This is a genomic window from Chitinophaga japonensis (assembly GCF_007830125.1).
GTDB classification, from domain to species: domain Bacteria; phylum Bacteroidota; class Bacteroidia; order Chitinophagales; family Chitinophagaceae; genus Chitinophaga; species Chitinophaga japonensis.
Genome location: NZ_VLLG01000004.1, coordinates 983,220 through 1,007,946, shown reverse-complemented (window position 1 = coordinate 1,007,946; position 24,727 = coordinate 983,220). Strand labels below are relative to the sequence as shown.

Here is a 24,727-nt window from a genome sequence, read left to right as displayed (position 1 = left end):
GGATGACCGGACCCGCAACAGTTTTTTACATGAGCATCAAAGCATATAGTACCACTCCTGCAACTGCCGGCCAGGGCGCAAAAGGGATGCCCGCCTTTTTCCGCGGTACATCCGGCCCGGGGTTCTTCCCGGCGGCGCACACCGGCCGGGGACAGACGCCGGAGATACAACGGGAAAGCATAGACAGCAGTTGCAACACCCCGCAGCAGGAGTATATCACGGATGCGGTAACAAGAGCATATGGTGATCTAACTGCTATTCTGCCGCTGGTCCGGGAAAGACCGGTGCCGGAACATGTCAGCAATGCCTTATGGCTGGCTTTCCGGAATAATTCGGTAGCTACTGCAGACAATGTGCTGTTTAACATCCGGCGTTTACAGGAGGTGATCACCAGTGCGCGCTTTAGTTGCGCTACGCGCAGCGGTGACCCGGAGTGCGGGGAAAATACCTATGGGCATGCTCCCCGGGGTATGCCGGGCGGTGTGATCGTGCTTTGCGCTCCCAGGTTTTTCGATATGTCCATATTCGCCCAGTCCAGGGGGGTGATACATGAAGCCGCCCATATGTACCTGAGCATGCGCGACCGCGGCTACTTTTACGGGGACGGAGAAAACCAGTGCACGGAAACCGCCCACCCAACCGGTAATTTTGACCCGGGGCACGAAGATTCGGGAACTGCCGGCGACCACCCGTCCTACCGCCTGGAAAATGCGGACGCTTATGCCTGTTTTGTGCATTTCCTGCGTTACTGGCCCAGGGAACGGTTGCGCACCCGGTCCGCAGCCTTCCGGGGAGACCAGCTCGCCATAGCAGCCGACGATATTACCAGCGATGTATATACGGAAGCCACTACGCCACAGTTGCACGCTTTCCGTATTACGGGTATGCCTGCCAACAGCGGTTTCCGTTTCAGGTGGCAGCTCCGGGCTAATGGTACCGACTATACGCCTGCTGCTATGGGCAGCGCTGCTGCCGGGGCTTTTTCGGAAGATAACAGGGCTGTGTATATTCCCACGAGCCTGCGCCGGATTCTGCAAAGGGAAGGCGTACGCCGTGCCACCCTCATCTGCGAAACAGCACTTTATGGGCCGGCTCCGGGCGACCGGTTCCCGGCTCCGGTGATCAGCACCCGGCAGGAGCTGAACATTATTGAAGGAAGGGAACCGGCGGATTTCTAGCCAGCCGGCCCTCAGTGTTTTCCGACAACCGGCCAGCCCTGCTCATAAACAACCCGTTGCAGGCACATGACCCGCGGGCCTTTTGCATAGGGATGCATGGCATGGTAAGCCATCCACTCATTGCCCTCATCATCTGTAAAAATGGAATTATGACCAGGAGCCAGCCAATTGCTGTCCGTTTCCAGGATCACGCTGCTGCCGCTGCCGCTGGCTTCCCCGTAGCGGGTAAAGGGGCCAGAGGGCTGGTTGGCCCGGGCAATCATTACCGCATAGTTGGGATGGTCCCCGCAACAGTTATCACCGGAGTAGTACAGGTAATATTTGCCGTCATGCAGGGTTACCCAGGCGCCTTCTATCAGGTTGCTGTATGTTGCTTCCTGCCTGGGCCACAGCACGGGCTGCGGCATGGTGCCGGGTTTAAAGCTCCGCCAGTCGTCCGCCATTTCCTGCACGCGGATAGGCTCGCCGTCGGAGCCCCAGTACAGCAATTTTTTACCGCTGGCGGGATCGGTAAAGGCCATGGGATCAATATTGGCAAAGTGCTCGCCGCAGCGCAGGGGCGTGCCCTTGTCTGTGAAAGGGCCTTCCGGCTTATCCGCAAAGGCTACGGCCAGGCATTTGCCGGTTTCCGCTTCATCCGATTCCGCGGAATAGAACATTACGTACTGCTGCAGCGTGCTGTCATACAGCACATGCGGCGCCCAGAAATCCTGCGTGGTGCTTGCCCATGCGGGTTTTTGCGGCAGCGCGTCGCCCAGCACCGTCCAGTGCTGCAGGTCGGCGGAGGAGGCTACCTGTATGTTCAGCATCCTGCCATCCCGCCGGGTTTGCGTGGCATACGCGTAGTATTTTCCATTGGCGCGGATCACCGTAGGGTCCGGGAAGTCTGTGTCCAGCACCGGGTTCACAATGCCGGTATCTGCGGGCGGGTTAGCGGCCGGCGGTGCATCCGCAGACCGGCAGCCCGCCAGTACCAGTATCAATGCAATAAATCTCATTCCTATTTTTTTTAAGTCCAACATTCAAGTTTCAAATCTCAAACATCCATTATCCTACCTCTTACTTCCCGCTTCTGTCATCTTTTTGATGAGGTCCACTTCCCCCGGATCGTACGGCCTGCCGTCCGTGTGAAAGATATCATGGAACCACAGCGCCGGTTTGGCGGTATACTTTTTCCGCCAGCTATCCCAGGCGTAGATGGTTTGCGTTTTGCCATCCACCAGGCCCCAGTTGTACGCGCCGGCATGATATTTTTTAAGTACGGGCAGGCTGCCGGCAAAGGTGCTGCCATTGCCCCGGGCCATGTATTCCGTGCAGAGGATGGGCCTTTCATAGCGCTGCAGCCATTGCAGGCATTCTTCCAGCCGCTGCGGGGATTCGTAGTTGTGAAAGGAGATAATGTCCGACTGCTCCAGTTGCACTTTTTCGATGGGCTTCAGTTGGGCGTCGCTGGCCCAGTTGCCCTGCCATACGCCGGAAGTGAGCGGCTGGGAAGGATTGGCGGCGCGCGCCCACGCAAAGGCCTGCTGCAGCAGCGGCAGCACGTACCTGGTTTTGTCCGGCAGTTCCCGTTTGCCGTAGGAAGAATTGTTGGTATTGTCCGGCTCATTCCAGATATCCCATCCCAGCACCCGTTCGTCGTTAGCGAAGCGGCCTACCACGGCTTTTACATAGGCTTCCAGGCGCGGGTACTGCGCGGGGTCCTTCAGCGCGGCATAGCCGGGGTTCTGCACCCAGCCGGAGTTGTGCACATGCGGCGTGGGCGCGCGCTGCTTACCGGTTTTAGGGAAGGGGTCCCAGCAGGAGTCAAACAATACGAACAAGGGTTTGATGCCATGCCGCGCCGCGATCTGTAAAAATATATCCATGCGCGTTAGAAAGCCTGCTGCATCCTGCTGGTGCAGCAGGTCATGCAGGTATACGCGCGCGGTATTCATACCCAGGCCGGCGGCCCAGCCCAACTCCCGGTCGATGGTGGCGGTATCAAAGCTGGATGCCTGCCACATTTCCAACTGGTTGATGGCCGTGCCGGGTATAAAGTTACAGCCCACCAGCCAGGGCTGCTGTGCATACCAGCGGCGGGCCTGTTCCCGGGTCCAGATGTCCCGGCCCTTGCCGGGTTGTGCATGTACATAGCCTGTGCTGACGATGAATGCCAGTAATAGGAAGAACAAGAGTTTTCGCATAGCCGTTTATGTTATCAGGTTAAATGGTTTACCAGTTCGGGTTTTGCTCCAGGTGCGGGTTAATGTCCATCTCCGATTGCGGGATGGGCAGCAGCTTGTGCTTGCCTACCTGGAAATTTTCAAAGTCCGGGTCCCGCTGTGCAATCGCGCTTACCTTGCCGGCATCGTCCAGGTCGCCCCAGCGTACCAGGTCGTTCCAGCGGGTGCCTTCGCCGGACAGCTCGCATACGCGCTCGTGTTTCAACTGTTGCAGGAAGGCCGCTTTATCCAGGCCGGGTTTTATGTCAGACAGCTTCGCCAGGTGCGCGCGCTCCCTTACCTGGTCCACATAGGGATAGGCTGCGGCGGTCTGTCCCAGCTCGTTCAGGCACTCGGCATACATCAGCAGCACGTCAGCATAGCGGATCACGCGGAAGTTGATGGGAGAGTAGTAGTTGCTGAAATCGCGCCAGTAGTCATCCAGGTATTTGCGGAACCATACTTCTCCATTGTTGCCGGGATAGCGCGTAGCAAAGGGCTGGCCATATACCATGGTGTATTCCGGCCCTCTTGGGTCCAGGGAGTCCCAGAGGCAGCTCACGGCGAGGCGCGGATCGCGCTGCCCGTCCACCGTTTTTTCCGCCAGCAGGGTGTCCACCACCCAGCGCCGGCACTGCCCGTCGCTCCAGCCTACGCCGCGCGGACCGAAGAACTGGCTGCGCTGGTTGCCGGAGGCGGAATTGGGCGCATCCACATCCGGGCCGCCTTCGTTCACGGAGGAGAACTGTATTTCGAAAACGGATTCCCGGTTGTTCTCATGCAGGTGGGTGAAATTGTCCTGGTAATTGTCCATCAGCCCGTAATAGCTGCTCCCTTCGCCCGTCACCAGCCAGTCAAAGGCGGCTTGAGCCTGGTCAAATTTCCGCTGCTGCATGTATACCTTGCCCAGCAGGGCATAGGCGGCGCCTTTGGTGGCGCGGCCCTTCTCGTTGTCGCTGTATTGTGGCGGCAGGTCGGGAATAGCTTCCGCCAGGTCTTTTTCTATCTGCGCCCAGTCTTCGGCCTGCGTGGCGTAGGGCGGCAGGTCTGTAGGTTCGGAGGGCGTGAGCTGCAGGGGCACATTGCCCCAGAGGCTGGTCAGGTTAAAGTAGTACAGGGCGCGCAGGAATTTGGCTTCGGCCAGGTACTGTTTTTTCAGCGTTTCGTCCATTGCTATTTCCGGCACATAAGCCAATACCTGGTTGGCCCGGTAAATGCCCTGGTAGTGATGCAGCCACACGTGCATGCCGCAGTCGAAATTATAATTCACCACCAGGAATTTTTGCCAGTTCTGCAGCTCCAGCCAGGGGCTGCCGCTGTAGCCTTCGTCGGAGCGGAGGTCATAGTTGAAATGTATCCAGCGGGCATAGCCGCCAATGCGGTAAAAGTTGCCGTAGATGGCATTCACGCCGGCTTTGGCGTCTTCCGCCGTTTGCCAGAACTGGTCCACTGCCGGGGTGTTCGGGTTCTCCACCTCCAGCTTTTCGGTGCAGGCGGTTGACAGCATTAGCAGCAACAGCCCTGTATAATAAGTGAGTTTGTTCATGTTCATTTCGTTTTCGTTTAATAATCCAACATCCTACTTCCCACATCTTACCCTCAGAATCCGCACTGTATGCCAAAGGAAATGATCCGGCTGGCGGGATAGTTACCCGTGTCATGCCCTCTTTCCAGCAGTTGCTGGTCCGGGTTGCCCACTACATCGGGGTCCAGGCCTGTGTAGCCGGTAAAGGTGAGCAGGTTCTGCCCGCTTACGTATACCCTTGCCTGTGTGAAGCCTACCCTTTGCAGGAAAGCCTTGGGCAGGGTATAGCCCAGCTCCACGTTGCGGAGCCGCACATAGGAGCCGTCCTCTATCCAGCGGTCAATATCGCCCCGGGTATTGAACTGTATGCCCAGCTCGTTGCTGTAGGCAATGCGCGGGAAATCCGTGTTGGGATCTTCCTCTGTCCAGGGCTTCACGCCTTTCCTGTAATTGGAGTTGTCGTCGAAGCGGTCCATCACGGAGCGCACGCCGTTGAACAGCTTGTTACCGAAGTTGCCGTACAGCATCAGCGAAAAGCTGAAGCTTTTATAGCTGCCGCCAAAGGAAAGGCCGGTCTGCAGTTTGGGCCAGGGACTGCCTACATAGGTGCGGTCGTCGTTGTCAATGATCTCGTCGCCGTTCACATTCACGTAGCGGATGTCGCCGGGTTTGGCAAAAGGCTGCACCTGGTAGTCGTCTATCTCCTTCTGGTTCTGGAAAATACCGTTTGATTTCAGGACGTACCATTCGCCAATGGAGCGGCCTATTTCCGTGCGTGTAAGCCCGGTGGCAATGTAGGTGCGGCCGGCGCCCAGGTCGCCCAGCGCCAGCACTTCATTCTTGATGGTGGTGAAGTTGCCGCTGACCTGGTATTTGAAAGCGCTTTTGTTGTTGCGGTAGGTAATGCTTACTTCCACACCGGAGTTGCGCAGGGAGGCGGCGTTGGTGAAAGGATTGCCGCCTGCGTTGCCGGTGGTGCCGGCAATAGGCAGCCGCACCAGGATGTCGTTGGTGCGCGCCCGGTAGTATTCCGCCGTTACGTCCAGGGAATTGTTGAAGAAGGAGGCATCCACGCCGGCGTTAAAGGTCCTTTTTTCCTCCCACTTGATATCCTGGTTCACCAGCGCGGTTTGCGTGGCGCCGGGCTGTATTTCCTGGCCTACGCCAAATACGGCATAGGGAAAGAGATTCAGGGAGGGGATGCGGGCATACTCCGGTATGGTGGAAGTGTTGCCCAGTACGCCGTAGGAGGCGCGCAGCTTCAGGTCGCTTACCCAGGGTACGTTGAAGAACGCTTCCTTGCTAAGCCGCCAGGCGCCGGACACGGAGGGGAAATTGCCCCAGCGGTGCGCCTCGCCAAAACGGGAGTCGCCATCGCGGCGGAAGGTAAGGGACAGCAGGTAGCGATCTGCAAAATCATAGTTCAGGCGCCCCAGGTAGGAGAGGGTCACAAAGCGCTCCTTGTAGCCGTCTACGGTCTGTATGGTGGTGCCGGCGTTCAACTGGTCGAAATACCGGCCGGCCGGGTATTGCGCAATGTGCTGCTTGCCCGCGCCGGTCAGCTCGTAGGTTACTTCCCGCTGGCTGACGCCCAGCACGCCGTTCAGGGTATGCTGCCCGAATTGCCGGTCAAAGTTCAGCGTATGTTCGTACAGCAGTGACAGGAACTGCGCGCGGTTCTCATACAGGCTGGAAGGGTCTACCGGCTGGTTGTAGGTCCAGGAGCCTTCCTTGCGCAGGGATTTGTAATGATCAAAGCTGGTTTCCACGCCCAGGTTGAACTTGTACACCAGCCATTGCAGCGGGCGCAGCTCGGCATAGGCATTGCCCCGGATGCGGAAATTATACTGGTCGCTTTGTATCAGGTTGTTAATGGCCACGGGATTGGTGCCAAAGGTGTAGGCGTCGTCGCTGCCGTAGCCGTAGCCGCCGGGATTGTTTTCATTATATAAAGGGATCACCGGCAGCATGCGCACCATGTCGTAGAAGGGATTGCCCTGCAGTTGGTCTTCATGGGCGTTGGTGAGCGACAGGTTCTCGCCAATGCGGAAGATGCCTCGGCTGCCTTCCGTATTCACCCGCAGGCTGATACGGTCAAAGGAGGTGCCGATGATGGTGCCTTCATTCCTGAAGTAATTACCGGAAATGAAGTAGCTGGTGTTCTTGCCGCCGCCGGAAAAATCAAGGCCGTAATCCTGGTAGGAGCCGGTGCGCATCACGGCATCCTGCCAGTCTGTATTAATGGAGGGATCAAATTCGGTGGACACGCTGGCCATGGGGGTTCTGCCCCCGTTGATGTAAGCGGTTTTGTTCAGTTCTGCAAACTCGTAATTGTTGGTCAGGTCCCAGCGTTTGGGGATCTGCTGGATGCCGTATTTGGCGTTGAAGTTCACGCGCAGGGGACCTTCCTTTCCTTTTTTGGTGGTGATGATCACTACGCCGTTGGCGGCATTGGCCCCGTAAATGGCGGCGGCGGAAGCGTCTTTCAATACCTGTATGCTTTCCACGTCCGCCGGGTTGAAATCGCGGTTGCCGTAGGAGATGAGGCCGTCTATTACAAACAGGGGATCGTTATTGTTGAGGGTGCCCACGCCCCGGATCTCTATCTTGGACTCCTGCCCGGGGCGGCCGCCGCTGCGCACGTTCACGCCTGCCGCCAGGCCCTGGATGGACTCGCCTACGGTGGTGGCGGTCATGCGCTGGGCTTCCTGCGTGTTCACCACGGATACTGCGCCGGTGAGGTCTTTCTTTTTCACGGACTGGTAGCCGATCACCACGATCTCGTTCAGTGATTTATCGCTGGGCTGCAGTACAATGCTGAGGGAGGTACGGCCATTCACCGGCACTTCCAGTGTTTCGTAGCCGATGTAGCTGCATTCCAGCACGGCGTCTTCGGGCACGTTCAGCTCAAAAGCACCGTTGGCGTCCGTGAGCTTGCCGATGGTGGTGCCTTTTACCTTCACGGTAACGCCCACCAGCGGCGTGCCGTCCGGCCCGGTCACCCGGCCCTGTATCTTCACGTCTGCCTGGGTGACGCCCCGGGGCGTGATCACCACCAGGTTGTCTTCCAGCAGCCTGTATTCCAGGCTGGCAGGCGCCAGCACCTGCTCCAGCACGTTGAATACGTCTGCCTGGTGCACCTGTACATTCACGTTATGCTGGTCCTTCAGCCGGCGGTCGCTGAAAAGAAAGTGATAGGCCGTTTGCGATTCTATCATGGCCAGCACCTTTTTCAGGCTGGCATCGCGCACCTGGAGGGATACTTTCTGTGAATGCACCTTGGCGGACACCTGCAGGCAGGCCGCCAGGATAATGAGAAATGTAAATTTCATAACATAGATGGCGCTGAGCAGCGCATGCCTGTCCCGGTAAGCATGCACCGGTTGCTTTTTTTCCATAACTTTAGGAATGTTAGTGAACAATAAGAAACGCTGATCTCTCACCTTCAACCGTTTCTTGTACCGCTGATAGACGGGGAGTGGTTGCACACGCCCCGTTTTTTTGTATTAATAGATGATCACATGACCGTTATTGATTTTATAGTTAAAAGGCTCTGTCAGTTGCAGCGCTTTTAATGCAACTTCCAGTTTTTCATTCCTGAACATGCCGGTAAAGCGCAGCTCCGGCAGCTCTTTATTCCTGAATGCTATTTCTACGTTATACCAGCGTTCCATTTGCCGGGCCAGGTCCTCAAACCGTTCTCCCTGGAAGATGAGGCGGTTCTCTACCCAGGCCGTTTCTATCATGGCGCTGTCCCGGTCCCGGAAGTAGGTGGGCTGGCTGATCACCAGCGCAGGCTGGGCATTGCCCGCCGTGGTATCCGGGGGCGTGTTGGGGATCACCAGCTTTTCGTTGGGCTGCAGGCGGATCCTGGCATCCGGCCGGTCCTTCAGCGTCACTTCAATAGCGCCCGATATGAGGGTGGTTTCATGCTTTGCATCTTCCGGGTAGGACCGCACATTAAAGGAGGTGCCCAGTACACGGATGTTCATTTTGGTGGTGCTGATCAGGAAGGGCTTGCCGGCATCCGGGGCCACTTCAAAAAAGGCTTCGCCGCTGAGGGACACCCTCCTTTCCCGGCTGCCGTCAAAGCTCTCGGGGTATTGCAGCTCGCTGTCCGCGTTCAGCCATACCACGGTGCCGTCCGTGAGGATAATGCGGCTGCGGTCGCCTTTGGCGTTGTGCTTGCTGGCCATGGCTGGGGGCGTGGCGGCCGGCTGTTGCAGGTAGAGGCGGACGATATAGGTGCAGGCTGCCAGCAGCAGGAGTGCGGCGGCGGCTTTCAGCAGGGAAGGCAGCCAGCGGCGCGTTGGCGGCTCCGGCAGGGGCATTGCTGTTGTATCATCTGTCCATTGCGCGGGATCGGTGTGCTTTATATTATTGACCAGCCGCTCAAAAGCTGTTTTGGTAACGCGCGCCGGGTCCTGCGTTGCCCGGCGCTCCTGCCAGAAGGCCGTCAGCAGTTGCCTTTGCAGGGCCAGGTCCGGATCATGGGCAGCCGCTGCCTCCAGGGCCGCACGTTCTTCTGCGGTGATGGTGCCCTGCAGCTCTTTGGATAACAGCCATGAAAATTGATCCGTGTCCATAGTTGATGTGCTGGTTGATAGTAGTTAGACACGGAAAACGGGGGGAGTACGTACCGGGGGGAGGAAAAAAGAAGTAGGAGTAGGATATCCTGGCCGTCCGGTTCCGGACGGTAATCGTTCATATATGGACAGCGGGCAGCCGGCAAAAGTGCATGACAAGGCTACAGATCATATTTTGAGGAGATGGCAGCATTCTTGTAATGCGAAGGAAGGAAAACAGCCAAGTATGTTAAATAACTACTTCAAGGTTGCCTGGCGCAATTTATCCAAGCAAAAATTGTATTCCTCCATCAAGATCGGGGGATTTGCTTTAGGCATTGCCGCCTGTTTGCTGATTGCGCTCGATATCAGGCACGAGCTCAGCTATGACCTTCACTATCCCCAGGCAGCGCGCATTTACAGGGCTGTCATAGACTGGAACATGCCTAATGCCAGGAATGCCTATTTTCCTGCCCCCTTTGCAAGCGCCTTGAAAAATGATCTTCCGGAAGTGGAAAAGGCCGGACGTTTTTTATACAGCGAGCTTTTTGGAGCAGGCAACAGCCAGGTAAGGCGGTCGGATCAGGCGCAGAATGCCTACGAGGACGGGATCATTTTTGCCGACCAGGAGCTATTGGACATCCTGCAGGTGCCCTTTATTTACGGCGATCCTGCACATGCCCTTAGCCAACCCAATACCATTGTGATAACAAAACGTAAGGCAGATAAATATTTTCCCCATGAGAACCCGGTAGGCAAAACGCTTATAATAAATGATAACAAGGATAAACCTTACGAGATAGGCGGGGTGATAGCAGATTTCCCGGTCACCTCCCATCTCCAGTGCGATTTCCTGCTAACGCTGAAAGGGGTGGAGCTTTGGCCTGGTGAACAAACCTACTGGCTGGCCAATAACTATCAAACCTACTTCCTGCTTCGCCCCGGAACGGATGTGGCAAAATTGCGGACAAAACTGTCGGCTATCAGGGAAAAATACCTGCTTACCAGTGCGCAGCAAACCAACAATGCAAAGATCATTGAAATGTTTGAAAAGGTCAGTTTTGATGTGCAGGCATTAAAAGATATTCATCTGAAGTCTGAAGGGATCAATGACGGGTTAAGCCACGGCGATATACGCCTGGTGTGGCTTTTTGGCGCTATTGCAGGCTTTATCCTTATTATAGCCTGTATCAACTTCATTAATCTTTCCACCGCCAGGTCGGCCGGCAGGGCTAAAGAAGTCGGGCTCAGGAAGACCGTAGGCGCTGACCGCGGCAGCCTGATCCGGCAATTTCTCAGCGAATCCCTGCTGTTCAGTTTTCTTTCTTTTGCTTTAGGGCTGCTGCTGGCATGGCTGCTGCTGCCCTATTTCAATGCGCTATCCGGGAAATCATTGAGCCTTCCCTGGAATGCCTGGTGGCTGGCGCCGCTGCTGATCGTTGCTGTCATCGCTGTTGGTCTGCTGGCTGGCCTTTACCCTTCCTTGCATCTTTCTTCTTTTCAGCCGATCCATGTGCTCAAGGGAAATATCAGCCAGGGGAACAGGCGCTCCCGCTTGCGAAGCGTATTGGTGGTTTTCCAGTTTACCACATCTATTGCATTGATCATCGGTACGTTTATCATTTACCGCCAGATGCGATATATTCTCGATAAAAAAGTAGGGTTTGAGAAAGAACAGGTGTTGCTGATACAGGGCACCAACACGATGGGGGACCGGGTGCCTGCATTTAAAAAGGCGCTTTTACAAGTGCCGGGCGTGAAGAATGCTACTGTCAGCGATTACCTGCCTGTTGCGGGCACCAAACGGGACGATAACCTCTTCTCAGAGGAAGGAAAAACAGCAGAAAGGAGCCTGGTTTCAGGCCAGATATGGGAGGTTGATCATGATTATATTAAAACAATGGGGATGCATATAGTGACGGGCAGGGACTTTTCCATGAACATGCCTACCGACTCGCAGTCCGTGATCATTAACCAAACCATGGCCAGGCAACTGGGCCTGAAAGATCCCATTGGCAAGCGTATTACCAACACCAACAGTTTCTGGACCGTTATCGGCGTGGTAGAGGATTTTAATTTTGAATCGCTCCGGGAAAACATCCGGCCGCTTTGCCTGGTAATAGGCCGCGGCTCTTCCATAGTTTCCGTGAAGGTGAGCACGGCTGATATGCGCGGCCTGATCCCTTCCATCACCGCGGTATGGAAAGATTTCAGTCCTCATCAACCTATCCGGTATACTTTCCTGGATCAGCGCTTTGCCCGCATGTATACGGATGTGCAGCGCACAGGGCGTATATTCAGCAGCTTTGCCGTGCTGGCTATTATCGTAGCCTGCCTGGGCCTGCTGGGGCTTTCCGCTTTCATCGCGGAAAAGCGCACTAAGGAAATAGGGGTCCGGAAAGTGCTGGGCGCCAGTGTGAGCAATGTAGTGGTGCTGCTTTCCAAAGACTTTCTCAAATTAGTGGTGATTGCTATGGTCATTGCCTCGCCCCTGGCCTGGTATGCCATGCAGCTTTGGCTGGAGAATTTTGCTTATCACATCAATGTTGAATGGTGGGTGTTTATACTGGCCGGTTCAATAGCAGTAACCATTGCGCTTTTAACGGTGTCTTTTCAGTCGGTGAAGGCCGCTTTAATGAACCCGGTGCAGTCATTGAGAACGGAGTGAATAGGAGGTAGGAGGTACTTCCTACTTCCTGCTTCCTACTCCCAGCACGCCCCGCAACTGCTTCACCGCCTTGAACAACTGCGTTTCCACTGTTCTGGGCGACAGTTGCAGGATACCGGCTACCTCCTTACAGGTAAAACCTTCTTCCTTTACCAGCCTGAAAATGCGGCGGCGCTCCGGCGGCAGGGCATCCACTGCCTGGTGCAGCCGGAACAGCAACTCCTTCCATTCCGTAGCATCAGCCGGGCTGGCGGTGTCCACTACCTGTATCTCCTGCGTTTGCGCAGTGCTGATCACATGATAGGTGGAGAATTTGCGCAGGTAATTGAGGGACTGGTGCCGCACGGCGGTGAACAGGTAGGTCTCCACATGCGCTATTTCACCGGTAGCGGCGCGGTTGATCCATAGTTTGAGGAATACGTCGCCTACGGTCTCTTCGGCGGCCTCCCGGCTATGCACATACGCTATACAGAAATTCACCAGCCGCAGGTACAGCAGCTCAAACAGCGACTGGAAAGCCTGCTGGTCGTTGTGATGACAGACCTTTTGCCATAATGCGTGGAGGTATGTTTTGTCCGTTGGCAATGTGAACGTGGAATTAGCGATATTCCCCTCAATATAGGGAAAATCAGGGAATATCCCTGAATACCACGATGCCGTTATGCCCGCCGAAGCCGAAGGTATTGCTGATCGCTGCTTTTACTTTTTTCTGTATGGCTTCCCCCAGCACGATCTGCACGCCTGCCGGTATGGCCGGGTCCAGGTGGGTGGTATTGATGGTGGGAGGGATGATGCCGTTCTTTATGCTCAGGATGCAGGCAATGGCCTCAATAGCGCCGGCCGCTCCCAGCAGGTGGCCGGTCATGGATTTGGTGGCGCTGATGTGCAGGTGCGCCGGTTGTTCCCCGAAAAGCCGGGTAATGGCGGCTATCTCGCTCAGGTCGCCTACCGGCGTGGAAGTGGCGTGCGCGTTCAGGTAGTCCACGGCTTCCTTGTTCAGCCCTGCATCTTCCAGGGCCAGCTCCATGGCGCGGAAAGCGCCCAGCCCTTCGGGGTGGGTGGCCGTCATATGATAAGCATCTGCTGTCATGGCGGCCCCGGCCACTTCTGCATAGATGTGCGCGCCCCTGGCTTTGGCATGCTCATATTCTTCCAGCACCAGCGCGCCCGCGCCTTCGCCCATCACGAAACCGTCCCGCTGCGTGTCAAAGGGCCGGGAAGCCGTGGCGGGATCATCGTTGCGGACAGACATGGCTTTCATGGCGCAGAACCCACCTACAGAAGCCTCTGTTACCGGCGCTTCCGAGCCGCCGGTAACGATCACTTTGGCCTTGCCCAGGCGGATGTAATTCAGCGCATCCATGATAGCCGTATTGGAAGTGGAGCAGGCAGATACCGTGGTGTAGTTGATGCCCATCAAACCATATTTAATGGAGATCATGCCGGCGGCCATATTGGCGATCAGCTTGGGTACGAAAAAGGGGCTGAAGCGCGGGTTAAAGCCGCCTTCGGTATATTCCTTCACCTGTTCTTCGAAGGTTTGCATGCCGCCCTGCCCGGAGCCCCAGATCACGCCGGCGTCAAAAGGGTCCATCTTTCCAATGTCCAGCCCGGCGTCCTGTATGGCTTCCGCCGCAGCTACCAGGGCATATTGCGTAAAGGGATCGGTTTTGCGGATCTCGCCTTTCTCCAGCACCGTGCCGGGATCAAAATCCCTGATCTCCCCGGCAAACTGGGTGCGGAAGCGGCTGGGATCAAACCGGGTGATGCGCGCTGCACCGCTTTTGCCGGCTACCAGGTTGTCCCAGAAGGCGGCTGTGTTGTTGCCGATGGGCGTTAACGCGCCCAGCCCTGTAATAACTGCTCTCTTCATAAGTATGATGTTTAAAGTATATCCTTCATCATCCGGTCACTCATCCGTCCAAAAATGTTGCCACCCAGCGCCCGGGAGAACAGCAGGGAGGACAGCAGGTTGGACATCACCAGCAGGGCGCGGTCTTCTGCGCTGCCTTCAAAGTCAAACCGTCCGTGCGCGCGCCCTTTCTCCAGGCATTGCGCCACCCACTGGAGCAGGGTGCTGCACATTTCCTGCACTTTTTGCTGCATGGGAGCGGGGAGGGTATCATAATCCGGTGTCAGCGACCCCACCAGGCAGATGGTGCCCTGCCTGCTGCGCTGCCGGAATATGCCGGACAGCTTTTTCAGTTGCTCATCTTCCGGGAGCTGCGCCCATTTGCGCTGCTGCGCGGCAAACCTTTCCAGTTCATGATCGATCACGCTGATGCCCAGGTCCGCCTTGCTGGGAAAGTGATAGTGAATGGCGGCGTTTTTGATGGCGAGGGGAGCGGAAATATCCGCGTAGCTGAAGGCGTTGAAGCCTTTGGTCCGGATGAGCCGGTCGGCCAGCTCAATGATCTTTTCCCTTGTCGTGTCTGCCATATGAATGCATTCCGCAGGCAAATCTACTTACTAATTAGTAAGTAAACAAATACTATCCCAGGGAGCTCACGAACTGGTCCAGGCTCTCTTCCTTGCCCAGCTCCAGCTTTTGCTTGATACGGTAGCGGGCCATGCGGATGCTTTTGGGCTCTACGCCCAGCCGGTTGGCAATTTCCTTGTTGGAAAGGCCCATTAATATATAGGAGCAGTATTTCAGGTCCAGGCGGGTAAGGCTGTTGCCCGCCTTTTGCTGCAGCCGGGTAAAGAACTCCGGATGTATCTCCGCAAAGTCGGATTTTAAAGCCTCAAAGTCCTCATCCTGCCGGTGGCTTTCGCTGATAATGCGGTCCATCTGTTTGAACACGGGGTTGGTACCGGCATGGGCGGTGATCTTTTCGCGCAGGTTTTGCAGCAGCTCTTTTTTCTCCTCTACCTGCAGGGTGCCGGCCAGCAGTTCTTTTTGCAGGCGCTCCTGTCTTTCCAGCAGCAGTTGCTGCTCCGCTTCTTTCAACTGCGCCTGCAGGTGCGCTTCCTCCTTTTCCCTGGCCAGCAGTTGCTGCCGCTGCAGGGAAGACCGCAGGCGGAAGTGATAGGCGCGGAAGAGGAACACGAGGGCCAGCAGGCTGGCTACGGCGAGGCATATATAAAAGAAGTTCAGCTTCCGGTTAAAGGCGGCGCGCTGCTGCAGGGCGGCCAGTTCCTGCTCCCGCTTTTCGGACTGGTACTGTGCTTCCAGCTTATCCACGATCGCCAGTTTCTCCGCATCATATATGGCCTGGTGCTGTTCCATGTACGATTTGTAATACTGCAGCGCCTTGGCGGGATGCCCGCCCTTTTCCGCCACATTGGCCAGGCCAAGCAGCATGCGCGCTTTTGACAGGCGGGAGTTGGTGGAGTCCGACGCCAGCTCGCCCAGCCCCAGCAGGAATATCTTTTCCGCTTTGGCATAATCGCCGTCGGCAATGGCGTACTCGCTCAGGATGCCGTAACAGTTGGCGATGGCTTCCGGGTAATCCGCTTCCCGGGCCGCCAGCAGGGCGATATTGATATATTTTTCCGCACTGTCCCGGTAGCTGCGGGGATAAAATTCCCAGTACAGGTTGGCGGTGTTGAGGGCCACGGCCGCCGGGTTGGCGCGGTTAATGAGGCGGTCGTGCTGCACCTCCGCCAGCGATAGCAACTGCCGGTTATAATACAGCGCGGAGTCCAGCCAGGCGCGCCGGGCCGTGTCCTGCCGGAAGCGCTGCACAAACATGCTGCCCATAGACAGGTAGGCATTGCAAAGGGCATCCACATTGTTGCTCAGGATCGAGGTATGCAGGCATTGCCGGGCATATTTTTCCTCGTTGGCCAGGTCCTTGTAACCCCAGTAAATGCTGGACAGGTAATGATACACCAGGCTTTCATAGGAATAGGCCTGCTGTCCGTCCAGTACCCGGAGGGCCTGCAGCAGGTAGTCCACCGCCTTTTCCTGGCGGCCCTCCACGTATTCCATCCATCCTTTGCGGAGCCACACATAGCCTTTAATGGTCCGGTCATGGATGGAGCCTGCCATGGCAAATGCGCTGTCAATGGCCTGCCTCGCCAGGTGTAAGCTATCCGCCTGCACATACAGGTATCCCAGGGTGGTCTGAATAAAGGCCCCGTACTGCCGGTCCTTCAGTTGCCGGCTTTGCACCAGCGCCTGCTGCGCCGTGCGCATCGCTTCCCGCAGGTCCTGCTGGCTAAGCGTACGGGCCAGCCGTCCCAGGGTCATCACCCGCTCTTCCGGCCGGAGCTCCGCGTAGGCCAGCCGGTCCCGGAGCGAATCAATTAATATGGATTGTGCATGGGTGAGCGCAGGCCACAAACAAATGAAAAAGAGAAGGGCATAAAGGCGCCATTTCCGGGTATACAACATGCCGTAAAAATAGGGCTTATCCTTCAATTCTTTTACTTATTAACAATATGCATAATATTTAAGTATTTTTTGTTGAGTGGGTAAGTGCCTGCGTAGACGCTTTGTAGATGTTTTTTTGCCATCCTGTAGCTTCCGTGTAGTAGGGGCTGCGTAAGCAGGGGACCTGCGCCGCCCTATTTTTGCCGGCATCGTATCCTCATTAAAAAAGTAAGATCATGAACAACAAAACTTTAGCGATCGTTGCCTACATCACCATCATAGGATGGGTGATTGCCTATGTACAGTACAGGAACAACCAGGAAAAAACGCCGCTGCTGCGCTACCACCTGGAGCAGGCGCTGGGCGTGTTCATTGCCTCCATCGTGCTCAGCATAGCCATCGGTATTGTAACCGCGGTGATCCCCTCCCTGGCCACGGTGCTGTCCATTGCCGGCCTTCTTCCATTGATATTGTTAATACTGGGCATCATTACCGCCTCCAATGAAGCCTGCAAACCGGTGCCTGTGATCGGCAAGCTGTTCGAAAACAAATTCAGCTTCCTGCATTAATGTAGGAAGCAGGAAGTAAAATTTGTGTATCTTAAAACGATAAATTCCACTGTCCAACAGTAGCGAGTATACGTAAATCAATGATGCACAAATGAACAAACAACTATTCACCGGCTGCCTGGTGGCTGCGCTAGGCGGGCTTTTATTCGGTGCAGATACCGCTGTTATTTCCGGCGCAGAGCAATCCATTAAAGAAGTGTTTCACCTGGAAGGCTTCTGGCACGGCTTTACCAACGCCATTGCGCTGATAGGCACCATTATAGGCGCCATAGGCTGCGGCGCCCCGCTGGACAAATATGGCCGCAAGAAAGTGCTGGTGATAGTGGCGGTGCTGTATATCGTGTCCGCCCTGGGCTGCGGGCTGTCGCAATCCTGGCTGTCCTTCCTGGTGTACCGCTTTATGGGCGGCCTGGGCATCGGCGCCTCTTCCGTGGCAGGCCCTATGTATATTTCCGAAATAGCCCCGCCGCGTTTGCGCGGCCGCCTGGTGGCCCTGTTCCAGTTCAATATAGTGCTGGGCATCCTGCTGGCCTATTTTTCCAATTACTTTATCAACAATTGGGTGGCTACGGATGCCTGGCGCTGGATGCTGGGCATACAGGCCGTGCCCTCGCTCATATTTTTCCTGCTGCTGTACTTTATACCGGAAAGCCCCCGCTGGCTCATGAAACGCCATCGTACCGAAGATGCCCGCCGCGTGCTGGCGGCGCTGGGCAACCGGGATGCAGACGGGATCGTGGCGGAGATCGCAGACTCCCTGAAAGCCGAAAGCAGCGGGCAAACCGAAAAGCTGTTCACCCGCAGGTTTTCCTTCCCGGTGATGTGCGCGGTGCTGCTGGCCACCTTCAACCAGTTCTCCGGTATCAACGCCATCATGTACTACGCGCCCCGCATTTTTTCCATGACCGGCCTGGCCCGCGATACCGCCTTACTGCAGGCCGTGCTGATCGGGCTGACCAACATGGTGTTTACCGTGATCGCTATGTCCGTGATCGATAAATTCGGCAGGAGGACCCTGCTGATAGCCGGCTCCGTGGGCATGATCCTTTTCCTGGGGCTTACCGCCCGCGCCTTTTACTACCAGGATTTTGGCGGTTATATGGTGCTCATTTACCTGGTGGGCTTTATTGCCAGCTTTGCATTTTCACAGGGCGCCGTGATATGGGTGTTCCTGGCGGAGATCTTCCCCAACTCCGTGCGCGCCAAGGGGCAGGCCCTGGGCAGCTTCACGCACTGGTTCTGGGCGGCGGTCATGACCTGGCTCTTTCCCATGGTGGCGGAACTGCCTTATGGCGGCACGTTCGCGTTCAGCTTCTTTTGCATAGCCATGGTCCTGCATTTGCTGTTTGCCGTGAAGATGCTGCCGGAAACCAGGGGCAAATCGCTGGAGGAATTAAGCAAGGCGGTGCTGCGCTAAGACGGGTTGGGGAGTGGAACAGCGCGTTTCCGGGCCCCCCCTTGAGCGCGATCCTGTCCGGCACCTACCTGCTGGAGCAGCAGATGGGAGGCGATGAAGAAGGCCGGAAAACAAATGCCAGCAAGTATTCCGGTGAGCACCAGCCCATAGACCTCCATACCGCGCTGTGCGACGGGACGCTCACCATCCGCGTAAGGGATTATGGTATCGGTATCCCCCCTGAAGACCAGCAGCGCATCTTCAGCGGCTTTTTCCGGGCCAGTAATGCAGGCAGGATACAAGGCACGGGGCTGGGACTGAATATTGTAAAATACTACACTGAATTGCTGGGCGGCAGCATCCGCTTTGACAGCGCGCCCGGGGAAGGTACCTGCTTTGAGCTGCGCTTCTGATGCCGCCTGTTCCCATTCCTGCAATTTTTGCCGCCAATTATGTAACTGCCGTTTACCCGGATATCCGGATATTTGCAGCATACGCCTATGCAGGAATATACGATCTACATTAAAGGAATGGTTTGCCAGCGTTGCGTCTCGGCCGTGCGGGAGGCGCTGGAGCAGCCTGGCTACGGGGTGACGCACCTGGAGCTGGGCGCCGCTGCTTTCCTGGCGCCCGCCCCGCCGGATATGGATCGCATTGCGGAAAAGCTGGAAGCGTTAGGGTTCTCCCTGCTGGAAGATAAACAACTGCAACTGGTAAAAAGCATCCGGGCGCTGGTGGAAACCGTGTACAGCGGCGATTTTGATTTTCCGCCGCAGTTCCGCTTCTCCCAATGGGCCGCCGAAAAACTGCAACGGCCTTATGATACGATCAGCGAAGCCTTTTCCGCCGCGGAAGGCATAACGCTGGAAAAGTACATCATTGGCTACCGCGTGGAGAAGATCAAGGAGCTGCTGGTGTATACGCCGGCTACCGTAGCGGATATTGCTTTCCGGCTGGGCTTCAGCAGCGAAGCGCACCTGTCCCGCCAGTTCAAGGCGCAAACCGGGCTCAATCCTTCTCATTTCATAAAGATCCGCAAAGCGCGCACCCCATAATTATATACATCTTCCCCCTTATAGTGTAAGGATATACCCCCTGCCAGCAGGTAATTTTGCAGAAAAGAACAGGCATGGATACAGATACACTGACGATAGACAACAAGCAAGCAAGCCGCGGCCGCGGGGCCGCTCCATCCATAAAAGCAACCTTTCCCGTACTGGAAATGACCTGTGCGGCCTGCGCGGTGAGCGTGGAGTCCATGCTGCGCTCCGTAGCAGGCGTGGAAGAGGCCGGTGTAAACTTCGCCAGCCGCAGCGCCTGGGTGCGCTATAACCCGCAGGCGGCTACGCCGCAGGCATTGCAGCAGGCGGTGCGCTCCATTGGTTACGACCTGGTAATTGCTACGGAGCACCAGCAGGAAGCACAGGAAGCGGCGGAGCGCCGGCAGTACCAGGCGCTGAAGACCCGGACCATCTGGGCTTCCCTGCTGGCTTTGCCGCTGGTGGTGATCGGGATGTTCTTCATGAACATGCCTTACGCCAACTGGATCATGATGGCGCTGGCTACACCGGTAGTAGGGTGGCTGGGACGCCATTTCTTTATCAATGCCTGGAAGCAGGCCCGGCACCGGAAAGCCAATATGGACACCCTGGTGGCCTTAAGCACCGGTATTGCCTGGGTCTTCAGCACATTCAACACTATTTACCCGCAGTTCTGGCACCAGCGCGGCCTGCATGCCCATGTATATTTTGAGGCGGCCGCCGTGATCATCGCCTTCATTTCCCTGGGCAAGCTGCTGGAGGAAAAGGCCCGGGCCGGCACCTCCGCCGCCATCAAAAAGCTGATGGGCCTGCAGCCTAAAACGGTAACGATCGTACATAGCAACGGGCAGATGGAGCCTATCCCCGTGGAGCAGGTGCAGGTGGGAGATATCCTGCTGGTAAAGCCGGGTGAGAAGATCCCCGTGGACGGCGTGGTTTTCCAGGGCGAATCCTATGTAGATGAAAGCATGATCAGCGGAGAACCGGTGCCCGTGCTGAAGAACGGCGGCGCACAGGTGTTCGCCGGTACGGTCAACCAGCAGGGCAGCTTCCAGTTCAGGGCCGCCAAAGTAGGAGGGGATACCGTGCTGGCGCAGATCATTAAAATGGTGCAGGAAGCGCAGGGCAGCAAGGCCCCTGTGCAGAAGCTGGTAGACAAGGTGGCCGGCATTTTTGTGCCGGTCGTGATCGGCATTGCCATCCTTACGTTTATTGTGTGGATGCTGGCCGGCGGGCAGCATGCCTTTACCCATGCGCTGCTGGCAGCAGTGACCGTGCTGGTGATCGCCTGCCCCTGTGCGCTGGGCCTGGCCACACCTACCGCCATCATGGTGGGCGTGGGCAGGGGCGCAGATCATCACATGCTGATCCGGGATGCGGAAAGCCTGGAGCTGGCGCACCGCGTAAATGCGGTAGTGCTGGATAAAACCGGCACCATCACCGAAGGCAGGCCCGCGGTAACGCAAATGTATTTTGTACAGGAGGCTGCAGTGGCCAACTGGAAAAGCATACTCCTGGCTATGGAGCGGCAGTCGGAGCACCCGCTGGCCACAGCGGTGGTCAGCGCCTTGCAGGAGCAGGGCGTGCAGCCGGCGGCGTTAGACAGGATCACCGGCATTACCGGTAAAGGCATACAGGCGCAGGTGGAAGGCCGCCGCTACCTGGCCGGCAATACCCGGCTGATGGAAGAGCAGGGGGTGCAGATGGACGGGCGCCTGGCCGCCAAAGTGATCGAATGGCAGTCCGCCGCCCAAACCGTGATCGTTTTTGCGGCCGGCAGCAAGGTGTGCGGCATCATTGCCATCGCCGATAAAATAAAGCCCGGCTCCGCGGAGGCGATCGCTGCTCTGCAGCGGCAGGGGGTTGCGGTATACATGCTGACGGGCGATAATGCGCAAACCGCCGCTGCTGTGGCGAAGCAGGTGAATATCGGCTCGTTTAAAGCCGGCGTGCTGCCGGCGGAAAAAGCCGGCTTTGTAAAAGAGCTGCAGCAGCAGGGGAAAGTAGTGGCCATGGTGGGCGACGGCATCAATGACAGCCACGCCCTGGCGGAAGCGGATGTGAGCATTGCCATGGGCAAAGGTTCCGACATCGCGATGGACGTAGCCCGGATCACCCTGGTCACTTCCCGGCTGGACGCCCTGCCCCAAGTGCTGCGCCTCTCCCGCAAAACGGTGCGCACTATCCGGCAGAACCTTTTCTGGGCTTTTATCTACAATGTAATAGGTATCCCGCTGGCCGCCGGCGTGCTGTACCCGGTAAACGGCTTCCTGCTGGACCCGATGATCGCAGGAGCGGCCATGGCCTTAAGCTCTGTATCCGTTGTAAGCAACAGCCTGCGCCTGAAAATGACAAAACTATAAACACTATAAAAAGAGAAACATCATGGAAACACTGAAATTCAAGACGAACATTAAATGCTCCGGTTGTATTGCCACTGTAACGCCATTCCTCAATGAAGTATCCGGCCAGGATAGCTGGAAAGTAGACCTGGAGAGCCCGGATAAGGTGCTGGTGGTAGACAGCAGCCGGGCAATATCCGGCGCTGATGTGATCGAAGCCCTGCAAAAGGCCGGTTACAGGGCGGAAGAACTGGAAAAGTCTTAAACATGGATCACCATCAACATAACCCGCACGAGCAGCATCAGCATGAGGAGCACCCTGCGCACGCGCACCATTCTCAAACGGATCATGGCAAAATGCGCCACGATCATGGCAGTGTGCCCATGGGCGCACAGGGGCACGACCATCACCAGATGATGATCGCCGATTTCCGGAAACGCTTCTGGGTATCTACGGTGCTTACCATTCCCATCCTGGTGCTGTCTCCCATGATCCAGCAGATGCTGGGCTATACCCTGGAGCTGCCGGGCAATGCCTACATCCTGCTGGCGTTGTCCACCTTCGTGTATGGCTGGGGTGGCTGGCCCTTCCTGCAGGGTTTTGTAGCGGAGCTGAAGCAAAAAGGCCCGGGTATGATGACCCTGATCGCCCTGGCCATTACCGTGGCTTATTGCTACAGCGCTGCTACCGTGCTGGGATTGAAGGGTATGGACTTTTTCTGGGAGCTGGCTACCCTGATCGATATTATGCTGCTGGGGCACTGGCTGGAAATGAAGTCCGTACTGGGCGCATCCAAAGCCCTGCAGTTGCTGGTGAGCATGATGCCCGCGGAGGCCCACCGGGTAAAAGCGGACGGACAGGTGGAAGATGTGAAGCTGGAAGCCCTGGAAAAGGATGATATCATACTGGTCAAGCCGGGTGAAAAAGTACCGGCGGACAGCACTATTGTTGAGGGCAGCAGTTACCTGGATGAATCCATGCTTACCGGTGAATCAAAACCTGTTAAAAAGGAAAAGGGGAACAAGGTGATCGGCGGCTCTGTTAACGGGAACGGCTCCCTCAGGGTGCAGGTGGAGCACACCGGGAAGGACAGCTACCTGAATAAAGTGATCAGGCTGGTGGAAGAGGCGCAGCAAACCAAGTCCAGGATGCAGAACTTGTCTGACCGTGCCGCCAAATGGCTTACCTATATAGCCCTGGCGGTGGGCTTTGGTACGCTGGCCGCCTGGCTGGTGGCCGGGCAGTCCTTTGTTTTTTCGCTGGAGCGGATGGTGACCGTTATGGTGATCACCTGCCCGCATGCATTGGGCCTGGCCATACCGCTGGTGGTGGCTATTTCCACTGCCGTGTCGGCGCAAAACGGTTTATTGATCCGCAACCGTACCGCCTTCGAGGAATCCCGCAAAATAACGGCCCTGCTGTTTGACAAAACCGGCACGCTCACCACCGGCGTGTTCGGCGTTACCCGCTTTGAAACGGCTGCTCCCGGTTTTACAAAGGAAGAGGTGCTGCGGCTGGCCGGCGCGCTGGAACAAACCTCGGAGCATCCCATTGCGGTGGGCATTGTCCGTAAAATAAAGGAGCTGGACATCCGTATCCCGGAAGCGGAAGCGTTCAATGCCATTACCGGCCAGGGGGTGGAGGCAACGGTGGAAGGCAGGGCGGTAAAGGTGGTAAGCCCGGGCTACCTGAAGGAGAACAACCTGGCCGTCCCGGAAGGGGCCGTCTCCAGCAAGGCGGAAACGGTGGTGTTTGTGCTGGTGGATGCAAACGTCGCCGGGTACATTGCCCTGGCGGATGCGGTAAGACCGGAAAGCAAGGGCGCTATTGAAACCTTTAAAAGAAATAACATCAGGGTCTTTATGGCTACCGGCGACAATAAGACCGTAGCGGAAGCAGTCAGCAAGGAACTGGGCCTGGACGGCTTTTATGCCGAAGTGCTGCCCCACCAGAAAGTAGAAATTGTAAAGCAGTTGCAGGATAAAGGGGAGTTTGTAGCCATGACGGGCGACGGCGTAAACGATGCGCCAGCGCTGGCGCAGGCAGATGTAGGCATTGCAATAGGCAGCGGCACGGACGTAGCGGCCGAAACCGCCGATATTGTGCTGGTGAACAGCAACCCGGAGGATATTGCCCATCTCATTCTCTTTGGCAAGGCCACCTACCGTAAAATGATCCAGAACCTGGTGTGGGCTACCGCGTATAACGCCGTCGCCATTCCGCTGGCCGCCGGCGTGCTGTACCAAACCGGGTTTGTACTGGGGCCGGCCGTGGGCGCGGTCTTTATGAGCCTAAGCACCATTATCGTAGCCATCAATGCCCAACTGTTAAGGAAAAAGATCGGGAACAGGCAGGGAGGAACTTACATTTAAACAGCTTCCTTTTACATGATTTTAGCATGATATGCTACGGATGATTTTTAAACGTACCTTTGTAAGCACATGAAGCGACTCATTACGCTCATATTGACCTTTATCTACATGGGCACCGTTACCGGCGCCCCGGTGCAGTTGCATTACTGCATGGGCAAGCTGGTGGAGTGGCAGTTAGGCAGTAGCGAAAAGGAACGCTGCGGCAAATGCGGCATGAAGAAGGTTCCTGCAGGTACCGGCATTGCCAAAAAGCAGTGCTGCGAGGATCAGTTCAAGGAGCTGAAGCTGAAAAAGGACCAGCGCCTGCCCGCAAGCGCTTCGCAACTGGTGTTTACGCCGGTGGCGCTGATCCCGGCCTATGTCTCCGTGATGCCGGCAGCGCCTGTTACCAGCCTGGCTACCGCTTTCCCCGTTACTACAGGGCCGCCCCCGGCAGCAGATGTCCCCGTTTTCCTGCTGCATTGTAATTTCCGCATCTGATATAATACCCCTCTTTCGCGCGCATCCTGCGCCGGCATTACGCGCTTTCCTGCGCGCTCATTATACGTC

Annotated in this window: 19 protein-coding genes; 10 read left to right on the top strand and 9 right to left on the bottom strand. The window is 56.5% G+C overall.

Annotated features, from left to right (window positions below; translation table 11 throughout):
• Positions 1–29 precede the first annotated feature (29 nt).
• A complete protein-coding gene (locus LX66_RS21175) occupies positions 30–1,178 on the top strand; it encodes a hypothetical protein (protein ID WP_145717256.1) in 1,149 nt (382 codons plus the stop codon).
• Between the two features lie 11 nt (positions 1,179–1,189).
• On the opposite strand, the gene LX66_RS21170 is transcribed toward LX66_RS21175, so the two are convergent.
• The 5 genes from LX66_RS21170 to LX66_RS21150 form a co-directional block, all read right to left on the bottom strand.
• Positions 1,190–2,176, bottom strand: coding sequence for a glycoside hydrolase family 43 protein (locus LX66_RS21170; RefSeq protein ID WP_145717254.1), 987 nt, complete (start codon positions 2,174–2,176; stop codon positions 1,190–1,192).
• Positions 2,177–2,230: 54 nt separating this feature from the next.
• Positions 2,231–3,364, bottom strand: a complete 1,134-nt coding sequence (locus tag LX66_RS21165) for a cellulase family glycosylhydrolase (RefSeq protein ID WP_145717253.1) — start codon at positions 3,362–3,364, stop codon at positions 2,231–2,233.
• A 28-nt stretch (positions 3,365–3,392) separates the two neighbouring features.
• Entirely contained in the window at positions 3,393–4,928 is a 1,536-nt protein-coding gene (locus LX66_RS21160) for a RagB/SusD family nutrient uptake outer membrane protein (protein WP_145717251.1), read from the bottom strand.
• Positions 4,929–4,981: 53 nt separating this feature from the next.
• Positions 4,982–8,305 (bottom strand): TonB-dependent receptor, encoded by a 3,324-nt coding sequence (locus tag LX66_RS21155; RefSeq protein WP_211366421.1) that lies wholly within the window; start codon positions 8,303–8,305, stop codon positions 4,982–4,984.
• 108 nt (positions 8,306–8,413) lie between these two features.
• Positions 8,414–9,493 carry a FecR family protein gene (locus tag LX66_RS21150; protein ID WP_145717249.1) on the bottom strand — a complete coding sequence of 360 codons (1,080 nt, stop codon included), beginning with the start codon at positions 9,491–9,493 and terminating at the stop codon, positions 8,414–8,416.
• 226 nt (positions 9,494–9,719) lie between these two features.
• Between LX66_RS21150 and LX66_RS21145 the strand changes: the two genes are divergently transcribed.
• On the top strand, positions 9,720–12,140 hold the full coding sequence (locus LX66_RS21145) for an ABC transporter permease (RefSeq protein WP_145717247.1): 2,421 nt from the start codon (positions 9,720–9,722) through the stop codon (positions 12,138–12,140).
• 21 nt (positions 12,141–12,161) lie between these two features.
• Here the strand turns inward: LX66_RS21145 and LX66_RS21140 are convergent, their stop codons facing one another.
• The 4 genes from LX66_RS21140 to LX66_RS21125 are packed head-to-tail and all read right to left on the bottom strand — an operon-like array spanning position 12,162 to position 16,506.
• Positions 12,162–12,725, bottom strand: a complete 564-nt coding sequence (locus LX66_RS21140) for an RNA polymerase sigma-70 factor (protein ID WP_158642701.1) — start codon at positions 12,723–12,725, stop codon at positions 12,162–12,164.
• 43 nt (positions 12,726–12,768) lie between these two features.
• The gene (fabF, locus tag LX66_RS21135) at positions 12,769–14,013 is read right to left on the bottom strand and encodes a beta-ketoacyl-ACP synthase II (RefSeq protein ID WP_145717243.1); all 1,245 of its coding nucleotides are present in this window, start codon (positions 14,011–14,013) and stop codon (positions 12,769–12,771) included.
• A gap of 11 nt (positions 14,014–14,024) precedes the next feature.
• The gene (locus tag LX66_RS21130) at positions 14,025–14,579 is read right to left on the bottom strand and encodes a TetR/AcrR family transcriptional regulator (protein ID WP_145717241.1); all 555 of its coding nucleotides are present in this window, start codon (positions 14,577–14,579) and stop codon (positions 14,025–14,027) included.
• Between the two features lie 52 nt (positions 14,580–14,631).
• On the bottom strand, positions 14,632–16,506 hold the full coding sequence (locus LX66_RS21125; RefSeq protein ID WP_145717238.1) for a LuxR C-terminal-related transcriptional regulator: 1,875 nt from the start codon (positions 16,504–16,506) through the stop codon (positions 14,632–14,634).
• A 188-nt stretch (positions 16,507–16,694) separates the two neighbouring features.
• On the opposite strand from LX66_RS21125, the gene LX66_RS21120 reads away from it, so the two are divergent.
• The 8 genes from LX66_RS21120 to LX66_RS21085 all read left to right on the top strand — a co-directional run bounded on the left by LX66_RS21120 (position 16,695) and on the right by LX66_RS21085 (position 24,658).
• Complete coding sequence (locus LX66_RS21120) at positions 16,695–17,027, top strand: DUF4870 domain-containing protein (RefSeq protein WP_145717236.1); 333 nt, start codon at positions 16,695–16,697, stop codon at positions 17,025–17,027.
• Positions 17,028–17,118: 91 nt separating this feature from the next.
• Complete coding sequence (locus LX66_RS21115) at positions 17,119–18,444, top strand: sugar porter family MFS transporter (protein WP_145717234.1); 1,326 nt, start codon at positions 17,119–17,121, stop codon at positions 18,442–18,444.
• A gap of 41 nt (positions 18,445–18,485) precedes the next feature.
• Positions 18,486–18,836 carry a sensor histidine kinase gene (locus LX66_RS21110; RefSeq protein ID WP_211366417.1) on the top strand — a complete coding sequence of 117 codons (351 nt, stop codon included), beginning with the start codon at positions 18,486–18,488 and terminating at the stop codon, positions 18,834–18,836.
• A 72-nt stretch (positions 18,837–18,908) separates the two neighbouring features.
• Positions 18,909–19,478 carry an AraC family transcriptional regulator gene (locus LX66_RS21105; RefSeq protein WP_145717232.1) on the top strand — a complete coding sequence of 190 codons (570 nt, stop codon included), beginning with the start codon at positions 18,909–18,911 and terminating at the stop codon, positions 19,476–19,478.
• Between the two features lie 74 nt (positions 19,479–19,552).
• On the top strand, positions 19,553–21,826 hold the full coding sequence (locus LX66_RS21100; protein WP_145717230.1) for a heavy metal translocating P-type ATPase: 2,274 nt from the start codon (positions 19,553–19,555) through the stop codon (positions 21,824–21,826).
• A gap of 22 nt (positions 21,827–21,848) precedes the next feature.
• On the top strand, positions 21,849–22,070 hold the full coding sequence (locus LX66_RS21095; protein ID WP_145717228.1) for a heavy-metal-associated domain-containing protein: 222 nt from the start codon (positions 21,849–21,851) through the stop codon (positions 22,068–22,070).
• Between the two features lie 2 nt (positions 22,071–22,072).
• On the top strand, positions 22,073–24,178 hold the full coding sequence (locus LX66_RS21090) for a copper-translocating P-type ATPase (RefSeq protein WP_145717226.1): 2,106 nt from the start codon (positions 22,073–22,075) through the stop codon (positions 24,176–24,178).
• A 69-nt stretch (positions 24,179–24,247) separates the two neighbouring features.
• Positions 24,248–24,658 (top strand): HYC_CC_PP family protein, encoded by a 411-nt coding sequence (locus LX66_RS21085; RefSeq protein ID WP_145717224.1) that lies wholly within the window; start codon positions 24,248–24,250, stop codon positions 24,656–24,658.
• The last annotated feature ends 69 nt before the right edge of the window (positions 24,659–24,727 follow it).